Origin of the sequence: Pandoraea sp. ISTKB, assembly GCF_001721285.1 — a bacterium.
In the GTDB taxonomy this organism is placed as follows: domain Bacteria; phylum Pseudomonadota; class Gammaproteobacteria; order Burkholderiales; family Burkholderiaceae; genus Pandoraea; species Pandoraea capi.
This window is the reverse complement of record NZ_MAOS01000013.1, coordinates 1-19,722: the sequence shown is the minus strand read 5'-3', so window position 1 is coordinate 19,722 and position 19,722 is coordinate 1. Positions and strand designations below refer to the sequence as shown.

Here is a 19,722-nt window from a genome sequence, read left to right as displayed (position 1 = left end):
CGAAGCGCGAAATCAGTCGCGTCTGGCTTGCCCGTGGCCGCGAACGAACGACCGCAGCCACTGCCCGGCACGAGTCAGCGCCCCGGTGCGTGTGGCCGAGTCATGGGCCTCGGCGGCATCCGGGTGCGGATCGACGTGATAGTGATGCAGGCACTGGGACGGCAGCATGAGCGCTTGCGGATTGCCCGAGCGAAGGGTCATGGAGTAACGGAACACGATGAATCTCCCGGCCACACGGCAGCGGTCCGTCACAGGCGTATCGCTCGCGTCTGTCCCCGGTTCAGGGAAACACACGAACGCACGCGCACGACGGGACAGCCCGAGCGGCAGACGTAAAACCAATAAGGGAGCGTGCTACGAAAGACGGACGCTATCGATACGGCCCAACGAAACCCCTCGTCGCACAAACGCTGCGGCTAGAGGGGGCAGACCATCGAAAGGAACATCTGAGGTGCGCGCCAACCCGACAATGCGAGTTAGCGGCTGGGAAGATCCCGGGGACTAACTCGCGGTGGTGGTGTCGACTTCGGTCGACCGGCAACTACCACTAGAACTACTGTCCACGGAAGGACCTCCTGAGAGCTATGACGGCGCGATTTTACCCCCGAGTGCGTCGAAAGAAAAGTGACAATTCAACGTGTTACAAAATGATGACAAAAGCCCTTTCCTCCGGGCGGCGGCTCGGCCAGAATCTGTCATCCAATCGTCACAAACCGCCCGCCGGCGGCCGACGGCCCGCTGCGGCGACGGTCATCCGTCCCCCCGACAGCCGCCCGAGCACCCGGCACGCACTCGATCCCCCCGGACTTCATGGATTCGCTCAACCGCGCCCTCTTCCTGGCCATCAATGCCTCCCCCAATGTCAGCGAAGGCGAACTGGCGCTCGCCGTCTTCCTCGCCAAGTATCTGATCCTGCTGCTGCCGATCGGGCTCGCCACGCTGTGGCTGGCCGGCGGACGGGATCGCGAAGGCGCGGTGCATGGGCTGCTGGGCGTGGGCCTCGTGCTACTCGTGAACGCTGTGATCGGTTTTGCGTGGTTCGAGCCGCGTCCGTTCGTCGTCGGCCTCGGCACGAACCTGCTCCCGCACGCGCCGACGAGTGCATTCCCAAGCAATCACGGCGCGATCATGTTCACGTCGGCCTTCGTGCTGATGGGCACGGTCGCACGCACGCCGCGTCTGCTCGGCAAGCTCCTTCTGATTTGTGCGCTGCCCGTGTGCTGGGCGCGCGTCTATCTCGGCGTGCACTGGCCGGTCGATATGTTCGGTGCGCTGGTCGTATCGATCGTCGTGGCGCTTATCATGCGCACCGCGAGTGCGCGCGAGACGAGCCGCATCGTCTCCGCCATTCTCGAAGGCGTCTACCGTCGACTGATGGCATGGCCGATAGCACGCGGCTGGCTGCGTCGCTGAACACAACACTCAAGACGTAAGCACGGCGGGACTGCGGGGACTGAAGAGACTGAAAAGGCTTGAGGAACTTGCGGGACTGCGGGACTGCGGGAAAGACGCGACAGCGAGGGAGATGCTTGGGAGACTCGGGAGATCCGAATCTCCCAATGGTGCTGCGGAGACGTGAATCAGCGGTGGTATTCGCCAGCGGCTTCCGGCTGGTAATCGAGGCCGAGCAGTTCCAGCTCGATCAGGTGACCCCCCGGCACTTGCCAGTGAATCGACTGGCCGATACGCAGCCCCAGCAGCGCGCTGCCAACCGGCGCCAGCACCGAAATACCGTTTTCCGTGGCCGCGAGATGCTGCGGATACACGAGCGTTACGCGATGCTCCTGCTGCGTGGCGAGATCACGATAGCGCACCACCGAATTCATCGTGGCGACGTCGGCCGGCATTTGCTCCGGTTCGACGACGCTCGCACGGGCGAGCTCTGTTTCGAGTGCCTCCACATACGGCAATGCCGTGCGCGGCGCATTCTCGATGACCGAATAAAGACGATCGAGGTCGAGAGACGAGACAGTGATCGAAGGACGTTGCGAGTTGACGGTGGACATGTCGACGGGCCTTGAATTTCCTTGGGCGTTGAGTAAAGGTGCCTTCAATCTAACAGAAGCCCCGCGCGGGGAGAAGTCCCGGACCGGGGCGCCATCCGCTAGAATCGACGCATTAAGGTGAATAGGCCCCGCGCCGCAAAGCAGAAGTCATGTCCGAAAACACTACGAATGCCGCGCTGTTCGAGCGCGCCCAGCAAACCATCCCCGGTGGCGTGAACTCGCCCGTGCGCGCCTTCCGCTCGGTCGGCGGCACGCCGCGCTTCATCGCCCGCGCACAAGGCCCCTACATGTGGGACGCCGAAGGCGTGCGCTACATCGACTACATCGGTTCGTGGGGCCCGATGATCGTCGGTCACCTGCATCCGGAGGTCGTTGCCGCCGTTCAGACCGCCATGTCGCAAGGCTTCAGTTTCGGTGCGCCGACGCAGGCCGAAGTGGTGATGGCCGAAGAAATCTGCCGCCTCGTGCCGTCCATCGAGCAAGTGCGTCTGGTGTCCTCGGGCACGGAAGCGACGATGAGCGCGCTGCGTCTGGCACGCGGCTTCACGGGCCGCAACAAGATCGTCAAGTTCGAAGGCTGCTATCACGGGCACGCCGACAGCCTGCTGGTCAAAGCCGGTTCCGGCCTGCTGACGTTCGCCGATTCGACGCGCAACGCCCCCTCGTCCGCCGGTGTGCCGCCGGAAGTCACGCGCGACACGCTCGTGCTCGAGTACAACAACGTCGACCAGCTTCGTGAGCTGTTCGCCGGTCAGGGCAGCGAAATTGCGGCCGTGATCGTCGAACCGGTCGCCGGCAACATGAACCTCGTGCGCGGCTCGCGTCATTTCCTCCAGACGCTGCGCGAACTTTGCACCGCGCACGGCGCCGTGCTGATTTTCGACGAAGTGATGTGTGGCTTCCGCGTCGGTCTGGGCGGCGCGCAGGCGCTTTACGGCATCACCGCCGACCTCACGTGCCTGGGCAAGGTCATCGGCGGCGGCATGCCTGCGGCGGCCTTCGGCGGACGCCGCGACATCATGTCGCATCTGGCGCCGCTCGGCGGCGTCTATCAGGCCGGCACGCTCTCGGGCAACCCGCTCGCCGTGGCCGCCGGCCTTGCCACGCTCAAGCTGATTCAGGCGCCGGGCTTCTATGAAGACCTGGCCAAGCGCACGTCGAAACTCGTGAACGGGCTCGTCGATGCCGCACAAGCGGCAGGTGTGCCGTTCTCGGGTGACAGCGTCGGCGGCATGTTCGGTCTGTACTTCCGCGCCAGCGTGCCGCAGAGCTTCGCCGAAGTCACGACGTCGGACGTTGCGCGCTTCAACAAGTTTTTCCACGCCATGCTCGATCGCGGCGTCTACCTCGCACCGAGCGCGTTCGAAGCCGGCTTCGTCTCCGCCACGCACGACGACGCGATCATCGATGCGACCATCGACGCCGCGCGCGACGCGTTTGGGACGCTCGTGTGAGTGCCGCGAGGCGCTCACTACCATTTGCACTGTGGCGCTTTCCACGTATTGCGTAGTCCGCCGGATGTCCGTCCGGCCATAACAAGGGGAAACATCATGCAAATGCTGCTGCCGATCAAGCTCCGTCAATCGTTCCTGCGCTGGCTCACGCTGGGGCTGCTCGCGTCGTTGCTCTCCGCCTGCGGATACAACGAGATTCAGGTCAAGGACGAAGCGGTCAAGGCGTCCTGGAGCGAGGTCGTCAACCAGTACCAGCGCCGCGCCGATCTGGTGCCGAATCTGGTGAATACCGTGAAGGGGTACGCGTCGCACGAGCAGGCAACGCTCACCGAAGTGATCAATGCCCGCGCCAAGGCGACGAGCATTACGGTCACGCCGGAGACGCTGAACGATCCGGAAGCCTTCAAGCGCTTTCAACAAGCACAAGGGGAGTTGTCCGGTGCACTCTCGCGTCTGATGGCCGTCTCGGAGAACTACCCGAATCTGAAGGCCGACGGTCTTTTCCGCGATCTGCAATCGCAGTTGGAAGGCACGGAAAACCGCATCACGGTGGCGCGCAATCGCTACATTCAGTCGGTGCACGACTACAACGTGTACGTGCGTCAGTTCCCGAACAACCTGACCGCCAAGGTGTTCGGTTACGCCACCAAGCCGAACTTCACCGTGGATAACGAGAAGGCCATTTCCACGGCGCCGGCCGTCAAGTTCTGAGGATCCGGCCATGGCGGCTACGACTCAGCCGAAGCGTTTGTTGTGGACGTTGTGGGCACTGACGCTGGCCACCCTGTGCTGGCTGGCGTTGCCGGCCAGCGCCGAAGCGCTGGTCGCGGTGCCCGCCCTCACGGCCCGCGTGACCGACCTGACCAACACGCTCACGCCCGAGCAGCGCAACGCGCTCGAAACCCAGCTCGCGCAGTACGAGCAGCAGCGCGGCAGCCAGATCTTCATTCTGATGCTGCCGAGCACCGCGCCTGAAACCATCGATCAGTACAGCATTCGCGTGGCCGATGCGTGGAAGGCAGGTCGCAAGGGGATCGATGACGGCGTGATCATGCTCATCGCGAAGGACAATCCGAACGACTTGCGCAAGATGCGTATCGAAGTCGGACGCGGCGTGCAAGGTTCGCTCACCGACGCGATCTCGGGCCGCATTCTGCGCGACGTGATGGCACCCTACTTCCGTAGCGGCGACTTCTTCGGCGGACTGGCCGCCGGTGTGGCCGCCGTGCAGGCGGCGATGAACAACGAGGCGCTGCCCGCGCCCAACCTGCCGTCGACGCGCGCGCCGCATTCCGATCTTTCCGATTTCCTGCCGTTGCTCTTCATCGTCTTCATCATCGCCATGGTGGTGATCATGGAAGGCCGTCGGCGCTTTCAGGGCCCCGGATTGCCCGGCGCCAACCCCAACGATCCGCGCTCGCGCGTGCTGACCGGCCAACGCGGACGCATCGGTCCCGGCGGTTTCGGCGGCGGTATTGCTGGCGGGCTCGGCGGCGGACTCGGCGGTGGCTGGGGACGCAACGACGGCGGAGGCTTCGGTGGGGGCGGCGGCGGTGGGGGCGGCTTTGGCGGCGGAGGCGGCGGCGGTTTCGACGGCGGCGGCTCCTCGGGGAACTGGTGACGGTGATGACGACAGCACACGAGAAGGAAATCGCGATGTCACAGAAGCCTCACGATGTCTCGCGCTGGCTGCGTCACGCCGGAACGTGGCGCGCGCACGCCCGCTGGCTGTTTCCCGACGACGCCCTCGATACGCTCGAAGCGTCGATCCGCGACTCCGAGCGCGAACACCGCTGCGAGATCCGTCTGGTAATCGAGGCGGCAATGCCGCTCGCGGCCGTTTGGCACGGGCAAACCTGCCGTCAACGCGCCGTTGCGCTGTTCCATCAGTTGGGGGTTGCACACACCGACGCGCGCACAGGCATACTGCTGTACATCAACATCGCCGATCACGACATCGAGCTGATTGCCGACAAGGGCGTCAATGCACTGGTGAACAGTCACCGGTGGGACGCCGTGGTCGCGCAGATGAGCGCCGGTTTCCGTGACGAACGTTATGTCCAGAGCGTGCTCGACGCGCTGAACACCCTGCGCGGCATTGCGCGCGAATCCCTGCCGGCGCAAGCCGGCGCAGCACCGGACAATGCCTTGACCGACCGGCCGCTGATGCTCTGACGATCCGACGTCTCATGTTTTCCGATCAGGATTTTGCTTACATGCGCCGCGCGCTGGCACTGGCCGAGCGCGCGATGTTTACTACGACGCCGAACCCACGCGTCGGCTGTGTGATCGTGCAGGACGGCCGCGTCATCGGCGAAGGGTTCACGCAGCCCGCCGGACAGGACCACGCCGAAGTGCAGGCGATGAAAGACGCGCGCTCGCGCGGTGAATCGGTGCGCGGCGCGACCGCCTACGTCACGCTCGAACCGTGCAGTCATTATGGCCGCACGCCGCCGTGCGCCAAGGGCCTCATCGAAGCGGGCGTGAAACGCGTAATCGCTGCGATGGAAGATCCGAATCCGCTCGTCGCCGGACGCGGCCTCGGCATGCTGCGCGAAGCCGGTATCGAAGTGCGCTGCGGCCTGCTGGAGCAGGAGGCGCGCGAGATGAACATCGGCTTCATTGCCCGCATGACGCGCGGCACGCCGTGGGTGCGCATGAAGGTCGCCGCCAGTCTCGATGGCAAGACCGCGCTGAACAACGGCGTGAGCCAGTGGCTGACCGGTCCGGCCGCGCGCGCCGATGGCCATGCATGGCGCGCACGCGCCTGCGCCATCCTCACCGGCATCGGCACCGTGCGCGAAGACGACCCGTCGCTCACGGTGCGTGAAGTGGAAACCACGCGTCAGCCGCTGCGCATCGTCGTCGACTCGCGTCTGGACATCTCCCCGACCGCCAAGGTGCTCGCCGACGGCAACGCGCTCGTGGTCTGCGCGAACGGCGATCCGGATCGCGTGTCGCGTCTGCGCGATCTCGGCGTGGGCGTGCTCGATCTGCCGAACGCGAACGGCAAGGTCGAATTGTCCGCGCTGTTGCGCACGCTGGGGGAACGTCAGTTCAACGAGATTCACGTCGAAGCCGGCTACAAACTCAACGGCTCGATGCTGCGCGAAGGCTGTGTGGACGAACTGCTCACGTACCTCGCGCCATGCATCGTCGGCGACGCACAGGGCATGTTCAATCTGCCGGCGCTCACGTCGCTCGACGACAAACTGGCCCTCGAATTCACCGACGTTCGTATGATCGAGAGCGACCTGCGCGTGATGGCCCGCGTGAAGCGCTGACGTTGGCTGACGTTGGTGCGCGGCGACGCGGGACCTCACGGTTTCGTCATCGTCTGCGCCATCCAATGAAAACGGGGTGTGCCGGGTCGTCATGACCGGCACACCCCGTTTTGTCTTGCAGGGGTAGCAAACGCCGCTACCCGATCGCGTGGTCAGACGTGGAAACCCACGCGCCCGAGCGACTCCATCTCGACCGACACGTACTGGCCGGGCTTGATGTACTCCGCAGGCGTCGCACCGCCCGCCATCACGATCCAGCCCGCCTGCAACGGCTCACCGGCCGCCGCCGACAGTCGCGCCGCCGCCACCAGCGAACGCAGCGGATGACCGAGCAGCGCCGCCGTCGAGCCGACTTGCACCGTACGGCCGTCGATCGTCATCGCCAGTCCCAGATTCGAGAAGTCGACGTGCGGGTCGTGCCAGGCACCGATCACGAAACCGCTCGACGACGCGTTATCCGCAATCACCTCCGGCAACGTGAACTTGAAGTCCTTGTAGCGCGAATCGATGATCTCGATGGCCGGTGCAATCGCCTCCACCGCCGCGAGCGCCTGCGGGCCCGTGACGTTGCCTTCGAGCGGCTTCTTCAGGATGAACGCGATTTCCGGCTCGACACGCGGATGCACATAGCGCTTGAAGTCGATGGCCGTGCCCTCTTCGACTTGCATGCCCGATGTCAGACGCCCCCAGATCACGTCCGAGAGTCCCATCTGGATCATCTTGGCGCGGCTGGTGAAGCCCATCTTCACGCCGACGCGCGTCTCGCCGCGCTCGGCACGGCGGGCCAGCGACGCGGCCTGAATGGCGTAGGCGTCGTCGAGCGAGAGGCGGTTGTCAGTGTCGAACTGCTCGACTTCGTGGGCGAAATGCGCTGCATCGTCGAGCAGCTTGGCGTAATCGTGGATGTGGCTCATCGTGCAGCCTCGCTGGCAGGTTCAAAGACGGCGCGGACCGAGCCCAGGCCGTTGATGCGGGTCTCGAAGATGTCGCCCGGCGTGACCACGGCCATGGGCCCGAGCGCGCCGGACAGCACCAGATCGCCCGCCCGCAGCGGCGTGCCCACGGCCGCCATCGTGCGTGCAAGCCACACCACGGCGTTGATCGGGCTGCCGAGGCAAGCCGCGCCCGCCCCCACGGACACCGGCTCGCCTCGGCGCTCCATTACCATGCCGCACATGCGGACGTCGAATTCGGACAGCTTTTTCGGCGTGTTGCCGATCACGTAAGCCGACGACGATGCGTTATCGGCAATCGTGTCGGTGATGCGGATGTTCCAGTCGGCCACACGGCTACCGACGATTTCCAGCGCCGGCAGGGCGTACTCGATGGCGTTGAGGACATCGAGCTGGCCCGGGTTTTCGACATTCAGATCACGGCCGATGACGAAGGCGATCTCGGCTTCGATCTTCGGTTGCGTGAGGATCGAGGCGGGAATCGGTTCTCCGTCGCCGTAGCCCATGTCGTCGAACAACATGCCGAAATCCGGCTGGTCGACGCCGAGCTGCTTCTGCACGGCGACCGACGTCAGGCCGATCTTGCAGCCGACGATGCGGCGGCCTGCGGCAAGCCGGCGCTCGGTGTTGATGCGCTGGATCGCGTAGGCGTCGTCGATGCTCAAAGGCGCGAACGTGTCGCGCAGCGGGGCGATGAAGCGGTGCGAGCGCTCGGCTTCGAGCAACGCATCGGCCGCCTGCTGAAGGCGTGCCTGCGTGGCGGCGTCATTCGATGCACCGTGCGGTGCGTTGGACGTTGCGGCGCTCATCACGCGCCTGCCTTGGCCGGCGCGGCCGGCTCGTCCTTGGTGCGCTCCCCCACGGCCCAATGCGCGGCCGGCACCTGCGTCGCATAGACGCGAATCGATTCGAGCGGCGCGCCGAGGGTCTCGTGCACCGTGCGTGCCACGGCCTTCACACAGGCCTTCACGGCGGCGTCGTCACGACCTTCCACCAGATTGATATGTACGATCGGCATGTTGGTGTCCCCTGAAAATGCCCAAACGAGACCTGAACAAGGGTCTCCGTGTGGCCATGATGCGCGCGCGACGAGATACCGTCCAATACCGATTTCCGAGAATCCGATACCATTTCGGTATCAAGATGGAGGACGTCTCATGGACATCAGGCAAATGCGGTACTTCCTGGCCGTGGCGCAGGAAGGCCATTTCGGACGTGCGGCCGAGCGGCTGAACATGGCGCAGCCGCCGCTCACCCGTCACATTCACGCGCTCGAAGCGCAGTTGGGCACGGCCCTGTTCATGCGCACGCCCAAGGGCGCCACGCTGACCGCCGCCGGGCAGACGCTGCTCGCCGAAGTGCCCAACATCCTGTCGCTCACGCGCCGGGCGGAGGAGCAGACGCGTCTCGCGGGCGAGGGTTACATCGGACGGCTTGACGTGGGTATCTTCAGTTCGGGCATTCTCAACGTGATTCCGCGACTGCTGGCGAGCTTTCACACCGAGCGCCCCGAGGTGAAGATCGGCCTGCATAACCTCTCCAAGACCGAGCAGATCGCCGCGTTGCGCGAGCGGCGCATCGCCATCGGCTTCAATCGCCTGATTCCTGACGAGCCGGATATCGTTGTCGACTGGATTCACCGCGAGCCGTTTCTGGTCGCGCTTTACGAGGGGCATCCGCTATGCAAACTGGCGTCGCTCACGCTCGCCGATCTCGATAACGAACGGATGATTCTGTACCCGAACGCGCCGGTGCCCGGCCTCGCGGAGGAGGTCACGGCGGCCTTTCGTGCGGAAGGCGTGACGCTGCGTGTGGAACAGGAAGTGGAAGACGTGGTGACGTCGATTGCGCTCGTGGCGAGCCGCTTCGGCGTGTGCGTCACCACGGAATCCGCAGCCAACCTGCGTTTGCCCGGCGTGGTGTATCGCCCGTTGAAGTCACAACGGCTGCGCTCGATCGAACTGAACTGCATGTACCGGCGCGACGACGAGTCGCCGATCCTCGCCGCGTTTCTCGCGCTCATGCGTCAGGCGCGCAACCAGCGTCATGCCCTGTCGATGTAGGGAAGCGGTCTCTTACGCAATATATCTGCGTAGATATCGGCGCGTGGATGCAAATACTCAGACATTGGATTTCAATGCGGCACGGATTGTATCCAAAATGTCCTGATGCGTAATCCATTGTCGTCATTCAACGTGGCCCCGATTTGTCGATTGCCTTCACATAGGCCGCACTTTCAATCTGCGTAGTACTACGGAGTATTGCTGTGACGACTCTTATTTTTTTCTTATGACCCTTTTGAAAGCCTTTATCCATGAGGGTTTCGGGATGACTCAGGATACCTGTTTCTATTGATGAGCTTATTACGCTACTATGGCGCATCGTTCGCGCCACCCATGGCCAGAATGATCCAATACCGACCAGGTTCAGCAGTCGATTAAGACTACCGCAACGCCGGGTAGTCAAAAAATACAAATCAAGGAGATGTCCACAATGCAGTTCCGTCACAAATCCCTGTTCGTTGCCGCTGCTCTCGCCCTCCTCGGAACGGCCGCCAACGCCGAGACCGTCAAGATCGCCATCGCCGGCCCGTTCAGCGGTTCGGTTGCCCAGTACGGCGACATGGTGAAGGCCGGCGCGGATACCGCTATCGAACAGATCAATGCCGCTGGCGGTGCGAACGGCAACAAGCTCGAAGCTGTATACATGGACGATGCATGCGAACCGAAGCAGGCCGTCGCCGTCGCCAACAAGATCGTCAGCCAGAAGATCAAGTATGTGATCGGTCACGTCTGCTCGGGCTCGACGATCCCGGCATCGGACATCTACGAAAACGAAGGCGTGGTGATGATTACGCCGTCGGCCACGGCTCCGCAACTGACCGAAGGCAAGAAGCGCCACTTCATCTTCCGTACGATCGGCCGCGACGACCAGCAAGGTCCGGCGGCTGCTCAGTACATCATCAGCAAGGTCAAGCCGAAGAAGGTTGCCGTGCTGCACGACAAGCAGTCGTACGGTCAGGGTATCGCCACCTCGGTGAAGAAGGATCTGGATGCCGCCAAGGTGCCGGTCGTGCTGTTCGAAGGTATCAATGCCGGTGACTCGGACTACTCGGCCGTGATCACCAAGCTCAAGGCACAAGGCGTGGACTTCGTGTACTTCGGCGGCTATCACCCGGAAATGGGTCTGCTGCTGCGTCAGGCACGTGAACAAGGCGTGAAGGCCACGTTCATGGGACCGGAAGGTGTGGGCAACAAGGACGTGACGGCCATCGCCGGTGCGGCCTCGGAAGGCATGCTCGTGACGCTGCCGGCCGACTTCACCGCTGATCCGGCCAACGCCAAGCTGGTGAAGGCTTTCGCCGACGCCAAGCGTGACCCGAACGGCCCGTTCCAGATGCCGGCTTACACCGGCGTGAAGCTGATCGCTGACAGCATCGCCGGCGCCAAGAGCACGGACTCGGCCAAGGTTGCCAAGTACCTCCACGCCAACACGTTCGACACGCCGATCGGCAAGGTTGCGTATGACGCAGCCGGCGATCTGAAGTCGTTCAAGTTCGTGGTCTTCACCTGGCACAAGGACGCTACCAAGACCGCCGCCAACTGATTCCCTGACGCTTTACTGGCCAGCGAATCACCCCCAGCCGCCCGCCGACCCCGGCGGGCGGCTCGCATTCGCGCTCGGCCCCCGCTAGTCGCGAGGCTTCCCGCATGAACGAATTTTTCCCACAGCTTGCCCAGCAACTGGTCAATGGCCTGACGCTGGGCGCGATCTACGCGTTGATTGCCATCGGCTACACAATGGTCTACGGCATCATCGGTATGATCAACTTTGCCCACGGCGAGATCTACATGATCGGCGCCTATGTCGGGCTTGTCACACTGACTGCAATCGGAACGGCGGCGGGCTACCCCTTGCCGCTCGTGCTGGGCGCAGCGCTGCTGGTTTCGGTGCTGATCACGGGCCTTTACGGCTTCGCGATCGAGCGGGTGGCGTATCGCCCGCTACGCGGCGGACCTCGTCTCGGACCGCTGATCTCCGCGATCGGTATGTCCATCTTCCTGCAGAACTACGTGCAGATCGGTCAGGGCGCGCGTGACGTTTCCGTGCCGATGCTGATCTCGGGCGCCATCGATATTCCGATGGGCGACTTCACCGTGACCATTCCCTACGCCCGCATGTTGATCGTCGGGGTGACGGTGGCACTGATGATTCTGCTCACGCTGTTCATCGCCAACTCGCGCATGGGCCGCGCTTGCCGTGCCTGCGCCGAGGACATGCGCATGGCCAACCTGCTCGGCATCGATACGAACCGCGTGATCTCGTTCACGTTCGTGCTCGGCGCCATGCTCGCGGCCGTGGGCGGCGTGCTGATCGGCCTGACCATCGGCAAGCTCAATCCGTATATCGGCTTCATCGCCGGCATCAAGGCCTTCACGGCGGCGGTGCTGGGCGGTATCGGCAGCGTTCCCGGCGCCATGCTGGGCGGCGTGCTGCTGGGGCTGGCGGAGACGCTCGCCTCGGGCTACATGCCCTCCGAGTACAAGGACATCGTGGCGTTCTGCCTGCTGGTGCTGGTGCTGCTGTTCCGCCCGACCGGCCTGCTGGGCAAGCCCGACGTCGAGAAAGTCTGAGGTCGACCATGACACAACAACTCACCCTCAAGTCCGGCGCCGCCAACGGCGCACCGGCAGGAGAGACGCTCAAGGGTGCGGTCATCGCCGCAGTCATGACGATCATCCTCACGGCCCCTATCCTGGGCCTGCAACTGAAGCTCGACGGTTACAAGGTCGTGCTCGAACAACACTGGCGTCCGGTCTGGATCGCGACGGCCGTAGTGTTCGTGTTCCAGTTGATCAAGCCGTTTCTGGTGCGCACGAAGCGTGCCGTGAAGCTGCCGGCCGTGCCCGCGATGGGACGCCGCCAGCAACTGACCGCGATGTGGGTACTGCTCGCCGTCGGGCTCGTGTGGCCGTTCATCGGCTCACGCGGCGCAGTGGACGTGGCGACGCTCGCCCTCATCTACTGCGTGCTCGGCCTCGGCCTGAACATCGTCGTGGGCTTTGCCGGCCTGCTCGATCTGGGCTACGTCGGCTTCTACGCGGTGGGCGGTTACACGTACGCGCTGCTCAATCAGTACTTCGGCCTGACCTTCTGGGAATGCCTGCCGCTCGCAGCACTGATGTCGGCAACCTTCGGCTTCCTGCTGGGCTTCCCCGTGCTGCGTCTGCGCGGTGACTACCTGGCCATCGTGACGTTGGGCTTTGGCGAAATCATTCGCCTGCTGCTCAACAACCTGACCAGCCTCACCGGTGGTCCGGACGGCGTGTCGGGCATTCCGAAGCCCAGCGTGTTCGGCCTCGAGATGGCGCGCTCGTCGAGCGTGGAAGGCGTGAAGACGTTCCATGAACTGATCGGGCTCGAATACAGCGGCTCGCACATGGTGATCTTCCTGTACCTGCTCGCGTTCGCCCTGGTCGGCTTCACGCTGTTCGTCACGAGTCGCCTGATCCGCATGCCGATCGGCCGTGCCTGGGAAGCGCTGCGCGAAGACGAAATCGCCTGCCGCTCACTGGGTCTGAACCCCACGCGCATCAAGCTCTCGGCGTTCACGCTGGGCGCTTCGTTCGCAGGACTGGCCGGTGCGTTCTTCGCCGCCCGTCAGGGGCTGGTCACGCCGGAATCGTTCACCTTCATCGAGTCGGCGCTGATTCTCGCGGTGGTCGTGCTCGGCGGTATGGGCTCGCAGATCGGCGTGATTCTCGCCGCCATCCTGCTCACCATCCTGCCGGAAGTCGCGCGTGACTTCGCCGAGTACCGCATGCTGATCTTCGGTCTGGTGATGGTGCTGATGATGATGTGGCGTCCGCAAGGTCTGCTGCCCGCCACCCGCCCGCATGTGGAGTTGCCGCAATGAGTGCAGAACTGTTGAAACTCTCCGGCCTGCAGATGCGCTTTGGCGGTCTGCTCGCCGTCGATGGCGTCGAATTCGACGTCCGCAAGAACGAAGTCTTCGCGATCATCGGCCCGAACGGCGCCGGCAAGACGACCGTGTTCAACTGCGTTGGCGGCTTCTACCGTCCGACTGGCGGCTCGATCGTGCTCGACGGCGACAACATCACCGGTCTGCCGAGCCACATGGTCGCGCGCCGCGGGCTGGTGCGTACGTTCCAGAACATTCGTCTGTTCCGTCAGTTGACGGTCGTGGAAAACCTGCTGGTCGCACAGCACATGACGGTGCACAGCGGTTTCCTGCAAGGGCTGTTCTCGACGGGGGCGTTCCGTCGCGCCGAGCGAAGTGCGCTTGAGCGCGCCAAGATGTGGCTCGACCGCCTCGGCCTCACTCCGGTTGCCAACCGCGAGGCCGGCACGCTGTCGTATGGACATCAGCGCCGCCTGGAAATCGCGCGTTGCATGATCACCGAGCCGCGCCTGCTCATGCTCGACGAACCGGCCGCCGGTCTGAACCCGCAGGAAAAGGTCGAATTGCAGCAACTGGTCGACAAGCTGCGTCACGAGTTCGGCATTTCGGTGCTGCTCATCGAGCACGACATGAGCCTGGTGATGGGGGTCTCCGACCGCATTCTCGTGATGGAACACGGCAAGCCGATCATGACCGGCAAGCCCGACGAGGTGCGCAACGACCCGCGCGTCATCAAGGCCTACCTCGGGGAGGAATAATGCTGAAGCTGGAACAGATCCACACCCACTACGGGGCCGTCGAGGCGCTCTCCGGCGTGTCGATCGAAGTGAACAAGGGCGAGATCGTCACGCTCATCGGGAGCAACGGCGCGGGCAAGACCACGCTGATGATGACCGTGTGCGGCACGCCTCGCGCGTCGAGCGGCCGTGTCATGTTCGAGGGCAACGACATCACCGCCCGCCCCACGCACGAAATCATGCGCATGGGGATGGCGATTTCGCCGGAAGGGCGTCGTGTGTTTCCGAGCCTGACCGTCATCGAGAACCTGAAGATGGGCGGCTTTTTCGCGTCCAACGATGAAATCGATGCCGGCATGGAACACGTCTTCAAGTTGTTCCCGCGACTCGCGCAACGCGGCAAGCAGCGTGCAGGCACGATGTCGGGCGGTGAGCAGCAGATGCTGGCGATCGGGCGCGCGCTGATGAGCCGTCCGCGTCTGCTGTTGCTCGACGAGCCGACGCTCGGCCTCGCGCCGCTCGTCATCGCGCAGATCTTCGACATCATTCGTGCGATCCGCGAAGAAGGCGTGACGGTGTTCCTGGTCGAGCAGAACGCGAACAAGGCACTGCATGTGGCCGATCGCGGTTACGTGCTCGAAACCGGTCGCGTCGTGCTCGCCGATTCGGCCGACAACCTGCTGGCGAACGACGACATCAAGCGCGCCTATCTGGGCGCTTAAGTCCGAGCAATCGGACGAATCTCGCCGACACGGCGACTCAGTGGCAATTTGCGCTGGGTGCGGCCGATGGCGGCGATGCGAGATTCGCGGTGCCGACGATGCAAAAAAGGGGATGCGCCTTCGGGCACATCCCCTTTTTCATTGACCGGCGACGCGGTGCGCGGTGTCGCGGCAACCGTCACTTCATCAATTCGACCAACTGGTCCAGCGCCTTGCCCCAACCGTCGTGGAAACCCATCGCTTCGTGCTGGGCGCGGGTCGCTTCGTTACCGTGAATCGCAATCGCCGTGTAGCGCGTGCCCTTGCCTTGCGCTTCCATCAGCACGGCAGCGGTGAACTGGAAACCGCCATGCTCGGCCTCCGGTGCCGGCGCCGGACGGAAACCGGGCAGCACGGCGTTCGTCCACACGAGCCGCGAGTTCTCGATGACTTCCAGATAGCAGCCGACGTTCGGGAACTGCTGCCCTTCCGGCGAGCGCATCACGGTGTGGAAACGGCCACCGGGGCGCAGATCGATCTCGCATTCCACCGTCTGCCACGGCGCGGGCGTGAACCACTTCTTGAGATGCTCCGGTTGCGTCCAGGCTGCCCAGACGCGCTCGCACGGCACGTCGACGTAACGCTCCAGCACCAGATCCAGCTTCGGGTCGACCGAGAAAAGCGTGGCTTGCTTTGCGAGGCTCATATTCACGTCTCCTTCATCTGCAATAGATAGTTATCGAGTTGATCGAGGCGGCGCGTCCACTTGTCGCGCTGCAACTGGAGCCAATCCTGCGCGCCCGCGAGGGTCTGCGTCTCCAGCGCATACGTGCGCACACGCCCGGTTTTTCGCGAGACGACCAGCCCGCTCTCTTCCAGCACGCTCAGATGCTGGGAGAACGACGGCAACGCCATCGAAAACGGACGCGCCAGCTCGCTCACGGACGCCGGGCCCAATGTCAGGCGCTCGACGACCGCACGACGAGTGGGATCGGACAACGCCTGAAAGATTCGATCGAGAGGGATGGATTGGTTAGCCATGCGCCTTACTATAGTCGCCACCATTACTTAGGTCAATACCTTTGTATTGATGCTTTTCCGTTGGCCAAAGCCCCAGATCGGACGCTGGCGTGCACCGGCTTGGCGTAGAATAGAGCCTTTCCAAATTCAGCCCCGCGTTGCCGCTATGCCGTTGGCCACTACAGAAGAAATCATTGCCGAGCTGAAGGCCGGCCGCATGGTAGTCCTCGTCGACGAGGAAGATCGTGAAAACGAAGGCGACCTGGTCATGGCAGCCGAATTTGCGACGCCCGAAGCCATCAACTTCATGGCGAAGTACGGGCGCGGCCTGATCTGCCTTACGCTCACGCAAGCCCGCTGCAAGCAGCTCAATTTGCCGCTGATGACGTATCGCAACGGCACGCAGTACGGCACGGCCTTCACGCTGTCGATCGAAGCCGCCGAAGGCGTGACGACTGGCATCTCTGCCGCCGATCGTGCGCATACCGTAAAGACCGCGATTTCGCGCGACGCGCGTCCGGAAGACATCGTTCAGCCGGGTCACGTGTTCCCGATCATGGCGCAGCCCGGCGGTGTGCTGGTGCGCGCCGGTCACACGGAAGCCGGCTGCGATCTGACCGCCATGGCTGGCCTCACGCCCGCTGCCGTCATCTGCGAAATCATGAACGACGACGGCACGATGGCACGTCTGCCGCAGTTGCTGGAGTTCGCCGAGCAACACAACATCAAGATCGGCACGATCGTCGACCTGATCCACTATCGCAGCCGCACCGAATCGATGATCGAGACGGTGGCGTCGCGCGAAATGCAGACGGCCTGGGGCCCGTTCCAGGCAACGCTCTATCGCGACAAGCCGAGCGGCAATCCGCACCTCGCGCTGGTGCGCGGCACGCCGTCCCCCGATGACGAGACGCTGGTGCGTGTGCACGAGCCGCTGTCGGTCATGGATCTGCTCGAAACCGGTGTGTCCACTCACTCGTGGACCCTCGCCGGCGCGATGCAGGCGATTGCCGAAGCCGACAAGGGCGTGGTCGTGCTGCTCAACTGCGTGGAAACGCCTGAGCATCTGTTCAATCAGTTCGAGGCGCTCGACGAAACCGAGAAGGCCGCGCGCGCCAAGCGCCGCCCGGTCGACTTCCGTACGCATGGCGTCGGCGCGCAGATCCTGCGCGAGCTGGGCGTCGGTAAAATGCGTGTGCTGTCGAGCCCGCGCAAGATTCCCAACATGGCAGGTTATGGCCTCGAGGTCACCGGTTTCCAACCGATGCCCGGCGCCACGGCGGCCTGAGCCAGACCCTTTATCGATGTTCCGCCCAACGCAGGCGGGACATCATCTTGCCGAGCATTGCCTGTCTCGGGTGTGCCGGTACAACGTTGGCCGCACCGCCTGGACGGTACTTTTTTGAGGAAGCCCATTATGGAAATCGGACAATACCAGCCGGAACTCGACGGTGTAGGTCTGCGCATCGGTATCGTGCAGGCGCGATTCAACGACGCGGTTTGCGCTGCCCTGCGTGAAGCGGCCGTCGCCGAACTCGAGCGCCTGGGCGTCGACGGCGAAGACGTATTGCTCGTGACGGTGCCCGGCGCACTGGAAATCCCGTTGGCGCTGCAGAAGATGGCCGAATGCGGCCAGTTCGACGCACTCATCGCACTCGGCGCGGTGATTCGCGGCGAGACGTATCACTTTGAGCTGGTGTCGAACGAAAGCGGCGCCGGCATCACGCGCATCGGCCTCGATTTCGGTATCCCCATCGCCAACGCGGTGCTGACGACCGAAAACGACGAGCAAGCCGAAGTGCGCGCCGCCGAAAAGGGTCGCGATGCGGCCCGCGTGGCGGTGGAAATGACCAATCTGCTCGAAGCCATCGACATGCTCAGTGGCGAAGAGGGATCGGATGAAGACGAAGACGAAGAAGAGGAAGATCGGTAATGAAGAGTGCACGGCGCCGCGCGCGCGAATTCGCGCTGCAAGGAGTGTATCAATGGCTGATTTCGCGCGGCCACGCGAGTGAGATCGATGCTCACCTGCGCTCCACCCCCGGCTACGACAAGGCGGATCAGGTCCTCCTGGAAGCTGTGCTGTACGGCAGCATCCGCGAGGCCGATGCCTTGTCGCAGCAACTCCAGCCCTACCTGGACCGGCCGGCAGCCCAGTTGTCGCCCATCGAACACGCCGCGCTGATCGCCGGTGCGTACGAACTGATTCATCTTCAGGACGTGCCGTACCGTGTGGTGATCAACGAGGCGGTCGAAGTCGTGAAGACGTTCGGCGGCCCGGACGGCCACCGTTTCGTGAACGGCGTGCTCGACAAGTTCGCTGCGGAAGTGCGCCCGGTGGAAGTCGCCGCCAACCGCAACGGCGGTCGCGGCAAGAGCGCCTGACGTCAGCCTCCGTCCGGATATAACCCTGCCCCGCCCCCCCCATGGACCGCACGCCCAATCTCGCTCCCGCGCTGACACTTGCGCAACGCGTCGACGATATCGCCCCCTTCCACGTGATGGAGCTGGCCAAGCAGGCCGCACTACGCGAGAAGGCCGGGCATCGGGTGATTCACATGGGGATCGGCGAGCCGGACTTTACGGCGCCCGAAGCCGTCATCGAAGCGGCCGCGAAGGCCATGCGCGACGGCCGGACGCAGTACACCGGCGCGATGGGCATTCCCGCGCTGCGTGAAGCGATCTCCGGCTACTACCGTAGTTTCTACGGTGTGGATGTCGATCCGTCGCGCATCGTCGTGACGGCCGGTGCATCGGCCGCGCTCGTGCTGGCCTGTGCGGCGCTGGTGGGTGTCGGCGACGAAGTCCTGATGCCGGATCCCTGCTATCCGTGCAATCGTCACTTCGTCTCGACGTTCGACGGCAAGCCCGTGCTGATTCCGTCGGGCCCCGCGGAACGGTTTCAACTGACGGCCGAGCGCATCGAGTCGCACTGGGGTGCGAAGACGAAGGGCGTGCTGCTTGCCTCGCCGTCGAACCCGACGGGCACGTCCATCGAGACGGACGAGTTGGCACGTATCGTCAAGACGGTACGTGCTCGCGGCGGCTTCACGCTCGTCGACGAGATCTATCAGGGGCTCTCATACGACGGGAAGCCCACCACGGCACTGAGCTTCGGCGACGACGTGCTGGTCGTGAGCAGCTTTTCGAAGTACTTCAACATGACCGGCTGGCGTCTGGGCTGGCTGGTGGTGCCGCCGGCCATGGTGCCGACGTTCGAGAAGCTCGCGCAGAACCTGTTCATCTGTCCGTCTGCCGTGGCACAACATGCGGCAACGGCGTGTTTTCTCCCGGAAACCCTGGCGATCTACGAGGAGCGCAAGGAAGCGTTCCGTCAGCGTCGCGACTACGTGGTGCCGGCGCTGGAGCAGCTCGGGTTCAAGGTACCGGTCATGCCGGATGGCGCGTTCTACGTGTACGCCGACTGCACGGGCGTCGCTCACCGCGATGCCGGTGACAGCGATCGCCTGACACAATCGCTGCTGCAACAGGCAGACGTCGTGCTCGTGCCGGGCCTCGACTTCGGCTTTGCCGAGCCGCGTCAGTACATCCGCCTGTCGTACGCCACGTCGCTCGAACAGCTGCACGAGGCCATGGACCGGATCGGCAAGGTGTTCGCGGCGGGCTGAACCCGCGCTGTCGAG

Annotated in this window: 23 protein-coding genes; 16 read left to right on the top strand and 7 right to left on the bottom strand. The window is 63.8% G+C overall.

Annotated features, from left to right (window positions below; translation table 11 throughout):
- Positions 1-12: 12 nt before the first annotated feature.
- A complete protein-coding gene (locus tag A9762_RS03325; RefSeq protein ID WP_139133045.1) occupies positions 13-216 on the bottom strand; it encodes a hypothetical protein in 204 nt (67 codons plus the stop codon).
- Positions 217-810: 594 nt separating this feature from the next.
- Between A9762_RS03325 and A9762_RS03320 the strand changes: the two genes are divergently transcribed.
- Positions 811-1,413, top strand: coding sequence for a phosphatase PAP2 family protein (locus tag A9762_RS03320; protein ID WP_069340635.1), 603 nt, complete (start codon positions 811-813; stop codon positions 1,411-1,413).
- Positions 1,414-1,580: 167 nt separating this feature from the next.
- On the opposite strand, the gene rnk is transcribed toward A9762_RS03320, so the two are convergent.
- Complete coding sequence (rnk, locus tag A9762_RS03315) at positions 1,581-2,006, bottom strand: nucleoside diphosphate kinase regulator (RefSeq protein ID WP_069340634.1); 426 nt, start codon at positions 2,004-2,006, stop codon at positions 1,581-1,583.
- Between the two features lie 149 nt (positions 2,007-2,155).
- Between rnk and hemL the strand changes: the two genes are divergently transcribed.
- From hemL to ribD, 5 genes are all read left to right on the top strand, one after another.
- Positions 2,156-3,460: a glutamate-1-semialdehyde 2,1-aminomutase gene (hemL, locus tag A9762_RS03310; RefSeq protein WP_069340633.1), complete on the top strand. Its 1,305-nt coding sequence runs from the start codon at positions 2,156-2,158 to the stop codon at positions 3,458-3,460.
- Positions 3,461-3,556: 96 nt separating this feature from the next.
- Positions 3,557-4,171, top strand: a complete 615-nt coding sequence (locus A9762_RS03305; RefSeq protein WP_069340632.1) for a LemA family protein — start codon at positions 3,557-3,559, stop codon at positions 4,169-4,171.
- A 10-nt stretch (positions 4,172-4,181) separates the two neighbouring features.
- Entirely contained in the window at positions 4,182-5,081 is a 900-nt protein-coding gene (locus A9762_RS03300; protein WP_083253592.1) for a YgcG family protein, read from the top strand.
- 35 nt (positions 5,082-5,116) lie between these two features.
- Positions 5,117-5,635, top strand: coding sequence for a TPM domain-containing protein (locus A9762_RS03295; protein WP_069340631.1), 519 nt, complete (start codon positions 5,117-5,119; stop codon positions 5,633-5,635).
- Positions 5,636-5,649: 14 nt separating this feature from the next.
- The gene (ribD, locus tag A9762_RS03290; protein ID WP_069340630.1) at positions 5,650-6,744 is read left to right on the top strand and encodes a bifunctional diaminohydroxyphosphoribosylaminopyrimidine deaminase/5-amino-6-(5-phosphoribosylamino)uracil reductase RibD; all 1,095 of its coding nucleotides are present in this window, start codon (positions 5,650-5,652) and stop codon (positions 6,742-6,744) included.
- Positions 6,745-6,896: 152 nt separating this feature from the next.
- Here the strand turns inward: ribD and A9762_RS03285 are convergent, their stop codons facing one another.
- Genes A9762_RS03285 through A9762_RS03275 form a run of 3 tightly spaced genes read right to left on the bottom strand, consistent with a single transcriptional unit; the run spans position 6,897 to position 8,715 of the window.
- On the bottom strand, positions 6,897-7,658 hold the full coding sequence (locus A9762_RS03285) for a 2-keto-4-pentenoate hydratase (RefSeq protein ID WP_069340629.1): 762 nt from the start codon (positions 7,656-7,658) through the stop codon (positions 6,897-6,899).
- Complete coding sequence (locus A9762_RS03280; RefSeq protein ID WP_069340628.1) at positions 7,655-8,506, bottom strand: 2-keto-4-pentenoate hydratase; 852 nt, start codon at positions 8,504-8,506, stop codon at positions 7,655-7,657. Before A9762_RS03280 ends, A9762_RS03285 begins: the two co-directional genes overlap by 4 nt.
- On the bottom strand, positions 8,506-8,715 hold the full coding sequence (locus A9762_RS03275; RefSeq protein ID WP_042114897.1) for a tautomerase family protein: 210 nt from the start codon (positions 8,713-8,715) through the stop codon (positions 8,506-8,508). Before A9762_RS03275 ends, A9762_RS03280 begins: the two co-directional genes overlap by 1 nt.
- A gap of 139 nt (positions 8,716-8,854) precedes the next feature.
- Between A9762_RS03275 and A9762_RS03270 the strand changes: the two genes are divergently transcribed.
- From A9762_RS03270 to A9762_RS03245, 6 genes are all read left to right on the top strand, one after another.
- The gene (locus tag A9762_RS03270; RefSeq protein ID WP_069340627.1) at positions 8,855-9,760 is read left to right on the top strand and encodes a LysR substrate-binding domain-containing protein; all 906 of its coding nucleotides are present in this window, start codon (positions 8,855-8,857) and stop codon (positions 9,758-9,760) included.
- A 430-nt stretch (positions 9,761-10,190) separates the two neighbouring features.
- Complete coding sequence (locus A9762_RS03265) at positions 10,191-11,303, top strand: branched-chain amino acid ABC transporter substrate-binding protein (protein ID WP_139133043.1); 1,113 nt, start codon at positions 10,191-10,193, stop codon at positions 11,301-11,303.
- Between the two features lie 104 nt (positions 11,304-11,407).
- Positions 11,408-12,331 (top strand): high-affinity branched-chain amino acid ABC transporter permease LivH, encoded by a 924-nt coding sequence (gene livH / locus A9762_RS03260; protein ID WP_042114893.1) that lies wholly within the window; start codon positions 11,408-11,410, stop codon positions 12,329-12,331.
- Between the two features lie 8 nt (positions 12,332-12,339).
- On the top strand, positions 12,340-13,614 hold the full coding sequence (locus A9762_RS03255) for a high-affinity branched-chain amino acid ABC transporter permease LivM (RefSeq protein WP_069340625.1): 1,275 nt from the start codon (positions 12,340-12,342) through the stop codon (positions 13,612-13,614).
- Positions 13,611-14,378 (top strand): high-affinity branched-chain amino acid ABC transporter ATP-binding protein LivG, encoded by a 768-nt coding sequence (livG, locus tag A9762_RS03250; protein ID WP_069340624.1) that lies wholly within the window; start codon positions 13,611-13,613, stop codon positions 14,376-14,378. The genes A9762_RS03255 and livG overlap by 4 nt, the downstream gene beginning before the upstream one ends.
- Positions 14,378-15,079: an ABC transporter ATP-binding protein gene (locus A9762_RS03245; RefSeq protein ID WP_069340623.1), complete on the top strand. Its 702-nt coding sequence runs from the start codon at positions 14,378-14,380 to the stop codon at positions 15,077-15,079. Before livG ends, A9762_RS03245 begins: the two co-directional genes overlap by 1 nt.
- A gap of 178 nt (positions 15,080-15,257) precedes the next feature.
- Here the strand turns inward: A9762_RS03245 and A9762_RS03240 are convergent, their stop codons facing one another.
- Both A9762_RS03240 and A9762_RS03235 read right to left on the bottom strand, forming a co-directional pair.
- Positions 15,258-15,764 (bottom strand): SRPBCC family protein, encoded by a 507-nt coding sequence (locus tag A9762_RS03240; RefSeq protein WP_069340622.1) that lies wholly within the window; start codon positions 15,762-15,764, stop codon positions 15,258-15,260.
- 2 nt (positions 15,765-15,766) lie between these two features.
- Positions 15,767-16,099: a helix-turn-helix transcriptional regulator gene (locus A9762_RS03235; protein ID WP_069340621.1), complete on the bottom strand. Its 333-nt coding sequence runs from the start codon at positions 16,097-16,099 to the stop codon at positions 15,767-15,769.
- A 145-nt stretch (positions 16,100-16,244) separates the two neighbouring features.
- Here A9762_RS03235 and ribBA point away from each other — a divergent pair, with 145 nt between their 5' ends.
- The 4 genes from ribBA (at position 16,245) to A9762_RS03215 (ending at position 19,707) form a co-directional block, all read left to right on the top strand.
- Positions 16,245-17,366, top strand: coding sequence for a bifunctional 3,4-dihydroxy-2-butanone-4-phosphate synthase/GTP cyclohydrolase II (ribBA, locus tag A9762_RS03230; RefSeq protein ID WP_069340620.1), 1,122 nt, complete (start codon positions 16,245-16,247; stop codon positions 17,364-17,366).
- A gap of 129 nt (positions 17,367-17,495) precedes the next feature.
- Entirely contained in the window at positions 17,496-18,011 is a 516-nt protein-coding gene (gene ribH, locus A9762_RS03225) for a 6,7-dimethyl-8-ribityllumazine synthase (protein ID WP_069340619.1), read from the top strand.
- Entirely contained in the window at positions 18,011-18,463 is a 453-nt protein-coding gene (nusB, locus tag A9762_RS03220; RefSeq protein ID WP_069340618.1) for a transcription antitermination factor NusB, read from the top strand. Before ribH ends, nusB begins: the two co-directional genes overlap by 1 nt.
- Before the next feature lie 41 nt (positions 18,464-18,504).
- On the top strand, positions 18,505-19,707 hold the full coding sequence (locus A9762_RS03215) for a pyridoxal phosphate-dependent aminotransferase (protein ID WP_069340617.1): 1,203 nt from the start codon (positions 18,505-18,507) through the stop codon (positions 19,705-19,707).
- Positions 19,708-19,722 lie beyond the last annotated feature (15 nt).

Excerpts from the sequence above, each read along its gene's own strand:
- A9762_RS03320 (WP_069340635.1), top strand. The coding sequence starts at position 811 with ATGGATTCGCTCAACCGCGCCCTCTTCCTGGCCATCAATGCCTCCCCC.
- rnk (WP_069340634.1), bottom strand. The coding sequence starts at position 2,006 with ATGTCCACCGTCAACTCGCAACGTCCTTCGATCACTGTCTCGTCTCTC.
- hemL (WP_069340633.1), top strand. The coding sequence starts at position 2,156 with ATGTCCGAAAACACTACGAATGCCGCGCTGTTCGAGCGCGCCCAGCAA.
- A9762_RS03305 (WP_069340632.1), top strand. The coding sequence starts at position 3,557 with ATGCAAATGCTGCTGCCGATCAAGCTCCGTCAATCGTTCCTGCGCTGG.
- A9762_RS03300 (WP_083253592.1), top strand. The coding sequence starts at position 4,182 with ATGGCGGCTACGACTCAGCCGAAGCGTTTGTTGTGGACGTTGTGGGCA.
- A9762_RS03295 (WP_069340631.1), top strand. The coding sequence starts at position 5,117 with ATGTCACAGAAGCCTCACGATGTCTCGCGCTGGCTGCGTCACGCCGGA.
- ribD (WP_069340630.1), top strand. The coding sequence starts at position 5,650 with ATGTTTTCCGATCAGGATTTTGCTTACATGCGCCGCGCGCTGGCACTG.
- A9762_RS03285 (WP_069340629.1), bottom strand. The coding sequence starts at position 7,658 with ATGAGCCACATCCACGATTACGCCAAGCTGCTCGACGATGCAGCGCAT.
- A9762_RS03280 (WP_069340628.1), bottom strand. The coding sequence starts at position 8,506 with ATGAGCGCCGCAACGTCCAACGCACCGCACGGTGCATCGAATGACGCC.
- A9762_RS03275 (WP_042114897.1), bottom strand. The coding sequence starts at position 8,715 with ATGCCGATCGTACATATCAATCTGGTGGAAGGTCGTGACGACGCCGCC.
- A9762_RS03270 (WP_069340627.1), top strand. The coding sequence starts at position 8,855 with ATGGACATCAGGCAAATGCGGTACTTCCTGGCCGTGGCGCAGGAAGGC.
- A9762_RS03265 (WP_139133043.1), top strand. The coding sequence starts at position 10,191 with ATGCAGTTCCGTCACAAATCCCTGTTCGTTGCCGCTGCTCTCGCCCTC.
- livH (WP_042114893.1), top strand. The coding sequence starts at position 11,408 with ATGAACGAATTTTTCCCACAGCTTGCCCAGCAACTGGTCAATGGCCTG.
- A9762_RS03255 (WP_069340625.1), top strand. The coding sequence starts at position 12,340 with ATGACACAACAACTCACCCTCAAGTCCGGCGCCGCCAACGGCGCACCG.
- livG (WP_069340624.1), top strand. The coding sequence starts at position 13,611 with ATGAGTGCAGAACTGTTGAAACTCTCCGGCCTGCAGATGCGCTTTGGC.
- A9762_RS03245 (WP_069340623.1), top strand. The coding sequence starts at position 14,378 with ATGCTGAAGCTGGAACAGATCCACACCCACTACGGGGCCGTCGAGGCG.
- A9762_RS03240 (WP_069340622.1), bottom strand. The coding sequence starts at position 15,764 with ATGAGCCTCGCAAAGCAAGCCACGCTTTTCTCGGTCGACCCGAAGCTG.
- A9762_RS03235 (WP_069340621.1), bottom strand. The coding sequence starts at position 16,099 with ATGGCTAACCAATCCATCCCTCTCGATCGAATCTTTCAGGCGTTGTCC.
- ribBA (WP_069340620.1), top strand. The coding sequence starts at position 16,245 with ATGCCGTTGGCCACTACAGAAGAAATCATTGCCGAGCTGAAGGCCGGC.
- ribH (WP_069340619.1), top strand. The coding sequence starts at position 17,496 with ATGGAAATCGGACAATACCAGCCGGAACTCGACGGTGTAGGTCTGCGC.
- nusB (WP_069340618.1), top strand. The coding sequence starts at position 18,011 with ATGAAGAGTGCACGGCGCCGCGCGCGCGAATTCGCGCTGCAAGGAGTG.
- A9762_RS03215 (WP_069340617.1), top strand. The coding sequence starts at position 18,505 with ATGGACCGCACGCCCAATCTCGCTCCCGCGCTGACACTTGCGCAACGC.